Annotated in this window: 7 protein-coding genes; all 7 read right to left on the bottom strand. The window is 59.0% G+C overall.

What is annotated here, in order from left to right; all coding sequences use genetic code 11:
- A partial coding sequence (locus ASN89_RS25325; protein ID WP_058051187.1) for an NADH-quinone oxidoreductase subunit M occupies nucleotides 1-1,173 on the bottom strand: 1,173 nt, incomplete at its 3' end.
- A 29-nt stretch (nucleotides 1,174-1,202) separates the two neighbouring features.
- Complete coding sequence (nuoL, locus tag ASN89_RS25320; RefSeq protein ID WP_058051186.1) at nucleotides 1,203-3,302, bottom strand: NADH-quinone oxidoreductase subunit L; 2,100 nt, start codon at nucleotides 3,300-3,302, stop codon at nucleotides 1,203-1,205.
- Between the two features lie 46 nt (nucleotides 3,303-3,348).
- A complete protein-coding gene (gene nuoK / locus ASN89_RS25315; protein WP_010399724.1) occupies nucleotides 3,349-3,657 on the bottom strand; it encodes an NADH-quinone oxidoreductase subunit NuoK in 309 nt (102 codons plus the stop codon).
- Nucleotides 3,654-4,286, bottom strand: coding sequence for an NADH-quinone oxidoreductase subunit J (locus tag ASN89_RS25310; protein ID WP_034779507.1), 633 nt, complete (start codon nucleotides 4,284-4,286; stop codon nucleotides 3,654-3,656). The genes nuoK and ASN89_RS25310 overlap by 4 nt, the downstream gene beginning before the upstream one ends.
- A gap of 65 nt (nucleotides 4,287-4,351) precedes the next feature.
- The gene (nuoI, locus tag ASN89_RS25305; protein WP_010399726.1) at nucleotides 4,352-4,840 is read right to left on the bottom strand and encodes an NADH-quinone oxidoreductase subunit NuoI; all 489 of its coding nucleotides are present in this window, start codon (nucleotides 4,838-4,840) and stop codon (nucleotides 4,352-4,354) included.
- A 14-nt stretch (nucleotides 4,841-4,854) separates the two neighbouring features.
- Nucleotides 4,855-5,937 carry an NADH-quinone oxidoreductase subunit NuoH gene (gene nuoH, locus ASN89_RS25300; RefSeq protein ID WP_046683857.1) on the bottom strand — a complete coding sequence of 361 codons (1,083 nt, stop codon included), beginning with the start codon at nucleotides 5,935-5,937 and terminating at the stop codon, nucleotides 4,855-4,857.
- Entirely contained in the window at nucleotides 5,937-8,270 is a 2,334-nt protein-coding gene (gene nuoG / locus ASN89_RS25295; RefSeq protein WP_058051185.1) for an NADH-quinone oxidoreductase subunit NuoG, read from the bottom strand. Before nuoG ends, nuoH begins: the two co-directional genes overlap by 1 nt.
- Between the last annotated feature and the right edge of the window lie 115 nt (nucleotides 8,271-8,385).

Raw genomic sequence — 8,385 nt, 5'->3', positions numbered from 1 at the left:
ACCGCAGTTGGCCATCGAGAACAGCACGAAGAAGGCGGCAAATTTCGGCATGCGGTTCACGACGCCGCCGTAGTCGGCGATGTTGCGGGTATGCATGCGGTCATACAGCACGCCGATGCACAGGAACATCGCGCCGGAGATGAAGCCGTGCGAGACCATCTGCACGATACCGCCCTGCACCGAAATGTCGTTGAACATGAAGAAGCCCAGGGTCACAAAACCCATGTGCGCGATCGACGAATAGGCGACCAGTTTTTTCATGTCGGTTTGCACCAGGGCAACCAGACCGATGTAGATGACGGCGATCAGCGACAAGGTGATCATGAAGCCCGACAGGTAGTGGCTGGCGTCAGGCGTGATCGGCAGCGAAAAACGCAGGAAGCCATACGCGCCCAGTTTCAGCATGATGGCGGCCAGCACGGCGGAACCGCCCGTAGGCGCTTCCACGTGGACGTCCGGCAACCACGTGTGGACGGGGAACATCGGCACCTTGACGGCAAACGCCATCAGGAAGGCCAGGAAGATGAAGATCTGTTCATTCATCGTCAGCTTGAACGCATGCCAGGCCAGGATGTCGAAGGTGCCCGACACATTGCGCAGGTAAATGATGGCAACCAGGGTCAGCAGCGAACCGAAGAAGGTGTACAGGAAGAACTTGAACGACGCGTACACGCGGTTCGAACCGCCCCAGATACCGATGATGATGAACATCGGGATCAGGGTTGCTTCAAAGAAGAAGTAGAACAGCAAGCCGTCCAGCGCGCAGAACACGCCGATCATCAGACCCGACAGGATCAGGAACGAGCCCATGTACTGGGCGATGCGCTTCTCGATCACTTGCCAGGCCGAAATGACGACGATGACGGTGATGAAGGCCGTCAGTGGCACGAACCACAGCGACAGGCCGTCGATACCCAGCGAGTACCAGATATTGAAGGTTGCTATCCACGGTGCTTTTTCGACGAATTGCATGCCGTGTGCGGCGTTGTCGAAATGCTGGATCAGCGGCAAGGTGCACAGCATGCTGAGCACGGCGCCAGCCAGCGACAGCCAGCGGGTAAAGCCCGCTTTGCTGTCACGGCCGAGAGCCAGGATCAGGACGCCGCAAATGATCGGCACCCAGATCGACAGACTCAGGTAAGGAGGTAATGTAGAAATCGTAGACTGCATCATGGTTCTCAGTATTCTTTTATCAGGTCAGCTTACTTAGCGGGCCAGAATGGCAGGAAATAGATCAGGAAGCCCAGCACGCCCAGGATCATCACGAATGCATAGTGATAGATGTAGCCGGTCTGCAGCACTCGCGACAGCGAGGACAGCCAGGCGACGACCTTGGCGCTACCATTGACGACGAAACCGTCGATCAGCTTCTTGTCACCGAAGTTCCACAGGCCATTACCCAGCAAGCGGGCACCGCCGGCGAACACGACTTCATTGAACTTGTCCATGTAGTACTTGTTGTCCAGCAGGGTGTGGATCGCGTGGAACTTGGCAAAGAACCAGGCCGGTACACGCGGGTTGACCATGTAGCAGTAGTAGGCTGCCACCACGCCGGACAATGCCAGCCAGAACGGTGCCGTCGACAGGCCGTGGATCGCCATCGCCATCGCGCCGTGGAATTCATGCGACAACTCTTCCATTGCTGGATGGTTTTCGCCGACGAAAATCACGCCCTTGAAGAAATCGCCATGCAGCATCGGGCCGATCGTCAGGTAACCGATGATCAGCGACGGGATCGCCAGCATCACCAGCGGGAACCAGACGACGAATGGGGACTCGTGCGGCTTCTGGCCAGGTTCCAGACCGTGGTGCGCGTGGTCGTCTTCCTCTTCGTCATGGTGGTCGTCATGTGCATCGCCGTGCGCGCCATGGGCCGCTTTCGGTGCGTGATGGTCGTCCTGACCGTGCGCATGCGCCTGGCCGAAACGTTCCTTGCCGTGGAAGACGAGGAAGTACATGCGGAACGAGTAGAACGCGGTGACGAACACGCCAGCCAGCACGGCGAACTGGGCAAAGCCAGCGCCCCAGATATGCGTCGCTTCGACGGCTTCGATGATGCTGTCTTTCGAGTAGAAACCGGAGAACAGCGGCGTGCCGATCAGGGCCAGCGACCCGACCAGCGACGTGATCCACGTGATCGGCATGTACTTGCGCAGGCCGCCCATGTTGCGGATATCTTGATCGTGGTGCATGCCGATGATGACGGAACCGGCGCCCAGGAACAGCAGTGCCTTGAAGAATGCGTGCGTCATCAGGTGGAACACGGCCACAGAGTATGCGGACGAACCGAGCGCCACGGTCATGTAACCGAGCTGCGACAGGGTCGAGTAAGCGACGACGCGCTTGATGTCGTTCTGGATGATGCCCAGGAAGCCCATGAACAGCGCCGTGATGGAGCCGATCACCAGGATGAAGGACAGCGCCGTGTCGGACAGTTCGAACAGCGGCGACATGCGCGAGACCATGAAGATACCGGCCGTCACCATCGTCGCGGCGTGAATCAGTGCCGAGATCGGGGTAGGACCTTCCATCGAATCAGGCAGCCACACGTGCAGCGGGAACTGCGCCGATTTGCCCATCGCGCCGATGAACAGGCAGATGCAGGCAACGGTCAGCAGGGCCCAGTCGGTACCTGGCAGGCTCAACAGCGCCAGTTCGTCTTTCTTGGCGAACACTTCCTGGTAGTTCATGGTGCCGGCGTAAGCCAGCAGCAAGCCGATGCCCAGGATGAAGCCGAAGTCGCCCACGCGGTTGACGAGGAACGCCTTCATGTTGGCCACGATGGCCGTCGGACGCTGGTACCAGAAACCGATCAGCAGGTAAGAGACCAGGCCCACGGCTTCCCAACCGAAGAACAGTTGCAGGAAGTTGTTGGCCATGACCAGCATCAGCATCGAGAACGTGAACAGAGAGATGTAGGCGAAGAAGCGGTTGTAGCCTTCGTCGTCCTTCATGTAGCCGATCGTGTAGATGTGCACCATCAGGGAGACGAAGGTGACCACGCACATCATCATCGCCGACAGCGAATCGATCTGGAAGCCCACTTCCATCTTCAGGGTGCCGATCGTCATCCAGTTATAGATCGTGCCATTGAATGTCGCGCCATCCATCACTGCCAGCAGTGTCTGCACGGACAGGATGAACGCAATCAGTACGCCCAGGATCGTCGCGGTATGCGACGTCTTGCGTCCGACCAAATTACCCAGGAACTGGGTGCCAAGCAAGCCTGCAATCGCGGCACCGGCCAGCGGCGCCAGCGGTACGGCAAGAAGGAGGTTAGGGTTGAGGAGTTGCCCCGCCATGATGAACCTTAATCGTTATTATTCGAGAGATCGAGTCTGAAAAACATCAGCCTTTGAGGCTGTCCAGGTCTTCGACGTTGATGGTATCCAGATTACGGAACATCACCACCAGAATAGCCAGACCGATAGCCGACTCAGCGGCGGCAACCGTCAGGATGAAGAAAACGAAGATCTGACCGGCCGCGTCGCCCATGAAATGGGAGAACGCGATGAAATTCATATTCACCGCCAGCAGCATCAATTCGATTGCCATCAGCAATACGATGATGTTCTTGCGGTTCAGGAAAATACCGACGATCGAGATTGCGAACAGGATCGCGCCCAGGACCAAAAAATGTGTGAGCGATAATGTCATGGTGCCTCCTTAACTTCCGGCTCAGCCGCAGGACGCTCGACAACCGCGTCCATCTTGATGATCTTCAGGCGGTCGTTGCGCTTGACGCGCACGGCATCGCCCGGAGCAAAATGCTTGGTGTCCTTGCGTTTGCGCAGGGTCAGCGCGACCGCGGCAACGATGGCCACCAGCAGCACGACGGCGGCGATCTCGAAGGCGAACACGTATTTCGTGTAGATCAGCAGGCCCAGTTCCTTGGTGCCGCCCAGGTTGACGTTGACCGGAGCGATGCTAGGCGCAAAGTTGCGGAAACCGTGCCACAGGACAGCAGCCATTTCCAGCACGATGATCACGCCCACCGTCACCGACAAAGGCAGATAGCCCCAGAAGCCTTCGCGCATGCGGTCGATATTGATATCGAGCATCATGACCACGAAGAGGAACAGCACCATCACGGCGCCGACGTACACCAATACCAGCACGATGGCCAGGAATTCAGCTTGCAGCAGCATCCAGATGCCCGCCGCGGAAAAGAAGGACAGTACCAGGAACAGTACTGCGTGGACCGGATTACGGGCCGTGATGACGCGCGTCGCTGCCAGAATCAAGATCAGCGCGAAGGCGTAAAACAAAATTGTTTTAAAGTCCATAAAAAACCCAATAGACGTACAGATGAACGAGGGGCGCGCCGCAGCCAATGGCTACGGCGCATCCATCAGCGATAAGGTGCGTCGGCGGCGCGCGCAGCGGCAATGTCATTTTCATAACGATCACCTACGGCCAGCAACATCTCTTTCGTGTAATACAAATCCCCGCGTTTCTCGCCGTGGTATTCCAGGATTTGCGTCTCGACGATCGAATCGACCGGGCAGGACTCTTCGCAGAAACCGCAGAAGATGCACTTGGTCAAGTCAATATCGTAACGCGTGGTGCGGCGCGAACCGTCGTCACGCTGTTCCGATTCGATCGTGATGGCCATCGCCGGGCAAACCGCTTCGCACAGTTTGCAGGCGATGCAACGTTCCTCGCCGTTCGGGTAGCGGCGCAGCGCGTGCAAGCCACGGAAACGCGGCGAGATCGGTGTCTTCTCTTCCGGGAATTGCACCGTGATCTTGCGCGAAAACATGTACTTGCCTGTCAGCGCCATGCCCTTGATCAGCTCGCCTAACAAGAGGCTGCTGAAGAAATCTTTTACCTTATCCATTCGTATGCACTCTCTTACTTCCAAATATTCCAGGATGTCTGCATCCAGGCAGCGACGAAGACCAGGTAGACCAGCGTCAACGGGATAAACACTTTCCAGCCGAGGCGCATGATCTGGTCATAACGGTAGCGTGGGAAAGTACCGCGCACCCAGATGAACACCGACACGATGAAGAAGGTCTTGGCGAACAGCCAGAAGAAGCCGCCGAAACCACCCCAGAACTCGAGGAAGGCAAATGGTGCGGACCAGCCACCGAGGAACATGAGCGAAGTCAGCGCGCCGATCAGGATCATGTTGGCGTATTCGGCCAGCATGAACATGGCGTAGGCCATGCCCGAGTACTCGACCATGTGGCCGGCAACGATTTCCGACTCGCCTTCGACGACGTCGAACGGGTGACGGTTGGCTTCAGCCAGGCCCGACACCATGTAGATGACGAACATCGGCAGCAGCGGCAGCCAGTTCCACGACAGGAAGTTCACGCCCTTGTCGGCGAAGTAGCCGATTTGCTGGCCGCCGACGATGTCGATGAAGTTCAGGCTGCCCGAGACCATCAGCACGATGACCATCACGAAGCCCATCGGGATTTCATACGAAATCATCTGCGCCGAAGCGCGCATGGCGCCCATGAACGAGTACTTCGAGTTCGAGGCCCAGCCGGCGATGATGATGCCGTAGACTTCCATCGAGGTAATCGCCAGCAGCATCAGCAAGCCCGCGTTGACGTTGGCCAGCACGGCTTGCGGACCGAACGGCACGACCGACCAGGCGGCCAGGGCCGGCATGATGGTCATGATCGGGCCGATCACGAACAGGCCCTTGGCGGCCTTGGACGGGATGATGATCTCTTTGAACAAGAGTTTCAGCGCATCGGCGATCGGCTGCAGCAAGCCCAATGGACCCACGCGGTTCGGGCCGACGCGGATCTGGATCCAGCCGATCAGCTTGCGCTCCCACAAGGTCAGGTAAGCAACCAGGCCCATCAGCGGCAGCAGCACGCACAGGATCTTGATCAGGGTCCAGAAGAACGGCCACGAGCCGCCCAGCAAATCCTGGCCGCCGCTGTTGATGACGTTTACAAATTCAGGCAGAGCCATCAGATTTTCCCCTCTGCTGTTTCAACTGTGATGTCACCGAACATGCCGCCCAGGCCAGCCGTCGAGGCATGCGCCGCCGACACCTTGACCACATTGGCTGGCAGGCCGGCGTGAATTGCCGCCACCAGGATGGCGCTGCCGGAGCCTTGCGCCACTTTGACCTTGTCGCCCGCCTTGATGCCCAGCTTGCCAGCCAGTTCGGCGGACAGGTGTGCTTGCGGCGTGGCGCCATCGACCGTGCGTTGCAACGGTTCGGAGCGGCGTACCAGCGCGTCGGCAAAGTAGATCGGCACGTCGGCGATGCGTTGCAGCGCAGGCGAAGCCGGCGCGTACGTTGCCGCTTCCGGCGCGTTCTTGGCGATGTTGTTCAGCTGTGCCGACAGATCGGTCACGCCGGCGCCAAACGCCTCGTCGCGGATCGCTTCGGAAGTGTCGTAGTCGAAACCGGCCAGGCCCAGGATGTTGCCCAGGACGCGCAGCACTTTCCAGGCTGGACGGGTTTCCGCCAGCGGTTTCACGGTGCCGTTGAAGCTTTGCGCGCGGCCTTCGCAGTTCACGAAGGTACCCGAGGTTTCCGCGAACGGAGCGATCGGCAGCAAGACATCGGCGTAATCCATGCCGTGCTTGAAGGCGGACATGGCCACGACCATGTCGGCGCCGTCCAGGGCGGCGCGGGCCGCTTGTGGATTGGCGGCATCGAGTTCCGGCTCGGCGTGCAGCAGCACGTAGGCTTTCTTCGGTACGGCAAACGCTGCTTGCACGTTGGCGCGCGGCTTGGCGACCAGGTGCGCGCCAACCGTGTTGGCCGCTTCCGTCAGGTAACCGAGCTTGGCGCCCGTCTGTTCGGCGATCCATTGCGCGGCAGCATGCAGTTGCGACGCTTGGGGATGTTGCGTTGCCGCGTTACCCAGCAGCACGGCGCCGTTGTCGCCAGCCATCAGGCTCGCGGCGATGGCCACTGCCACATCCGAAGCGGCAACCGCTTCGAAACCGCTTGGCGCGGCGATTTCTTTGGCTTTCGCAACAGCGACGACCACTTCCGACAAGGCCGCCAGCCAATCGCTTGGCGCTAGAATCATCTTGTTGGCGATGGTGATCAGCTGATCATCGTCGGAGGCGTGCAGGATCGACAGCTTGGCGCCGCCCTTGACGGACGCGCGCAAACGCGTGGCCAGCAATGGGTGATCCTTGCGCAGGAACGAGCCGATGACGAAGGCGCGCTTGATCTGGCCAAATTCGTTGATCGGCATGCCCAGCCATGGCTTGACGCCAGCGTCCAGCGCGAAGTCGGTCTGGCGCAGGCGGAAGTCGACGTTCTCGGAACCGAGACCGTTGGCCACTTTTTGCAGCAGGACCAGCTCTTCGACGGTCGAATGCGGCGTTGCCAGCGCGGCGATGGCGTCTGCGCCATGCTCGTGCTTGATGTTTTTCAAACCGTGCGCCACGTATTCCAGCGCGGTCTGCCAATCGACTTCTTTCCACTCGTTGCCTTGTTTCAGCATCGGGGACGTCAGGCGTTCGGCGCTGTCCAGCGCTTCGTACGAGAAACGGTCCTTGTCCGAGATCCAGCACTCGTTGACGGCTTCGTTTTCCAGCGGCAGCACGCGCTTGACCTTGCCAGCTTTCACTTGCACGATCAGGTTCGAACCGAGGCCGTCATGCGGGCTGACCGATTTGCGGCGCGACAGTTCCCACGTACGGGCGCTGTAGCGGAACGGCTTCGAGGTCAGTGCGCCAACCGGGCACAGGTCGATCATGTTGCCCGACAGTTCCGAGTCGACGGACTGGCCGACGAAGGATACGATTTCCGAATGTTCGCCGCGGCCGATCATGCCCAGCTCCATCACGCCGGCCACTTCCTGGCCAAAGCGTACGCAGCGGGTGCACTGGATGCAGCGCGACATTTCCTGCATGGAGACCAGCGGACCGGCTTCCTTCGGCGTGACGACGCGCTTGTCTTCCTTGTAGCGCGATTCGCTCTTGCCGTAGCCCACTGCCAAGTCTTGCAACTGGCATTCGCCGCCCTGATCGCAGATCGGGCAATCGAGCGGGTGGTTAATCAGCAAGAATTCCATGACCGACTTTTGCGCCTGCACAGCTTTATCGCTGGCGGAGCGCACGATCATGCCGGCACTGACCGGGGTCGCACAAGCGGGCAAAGGCTTGGGCGCCTTTTCCACTTCGACCAGGCACATGCGGCAGTTCGCTGCGATCGACAATTTCTTGTGATAGCAGAAGTGCGGAATGTAGGTTCCCAATTTGTTGGCGGCGTCCATCACCATGCTACCAGCAGGGACTTCGACTTTTTTGCCGTCTATTTCGATTTCAACCATGGTGATCGTTACCTGACGCAGCTTAGATATATGCGGGCACTAAGCAATGCTTGTGCTCGATATGATATTCAAATTCTTCACGGAAATTCTTAATGAAGGCCCGTACCGGCATGGC

The sequence above is a fragment of the Janthinobacterium sp. Ant5-2-1 genome (assembly GCF_001445815.1).
GTDB classification, from domain to species: Bacteria; Pseudomonadota; Gammaproteobacteria; order Burkholderiales; family Burkholderiaceae_D; genus Janthinobacterium; species Janthinobacterium lividum_E.
The sequence above is the reverse complement of the archived record's forward strand: the minus strand, read 5'-3'. Positions and strand labels throughout refer to the sequence as shown.

Excerpts from the sequence above, each read along its gene's own strand:
- nuoL (WP_058051186.1), bottom strand. The coding sequence starts at position 3,302 with ATGGCGGGGCAACTCCTCAACCCTAACCTCCTTCTTGCCGTACCGCTG.
- nuoK (WP_010399724.1), bottom strand. The coding sequence starts at position 3,657 with ATGACATTATCGCTCACACATTTTTTGGTCCTGGGCGCGATCCTGTTC.
- ASN89_RS25310 (WP_034779507.1), bottom strand. The coding sequence starts at position 4,286 with ATGGACTTTAAAACAATTTTGTTTTACGCCTTCGCGCTGATCTTGATT.
- nuoI (WP_010399726.1), bottom strand. The coding sequence starts at position 4,840 with ATGGATAAGGTAAAAGATTTCTTCAGCAGCCTCTTGTTAGGCGAGCTG.
- nuoH (WP_046683857.1), bottom strand. The coding sequence starts at position 5,937 with ATGGCTCTGCCTGAATTTGTAAACGTCATCAACAGCGGCGGCCAGGAT.
- nuoG (WP_058051185.1), bottom strand. The coding sequence starts at position 8,270 with ATGGTTGAAATCGAAATAGACGGCAAAAAAGTCGAAGTCCCTGCTGGT.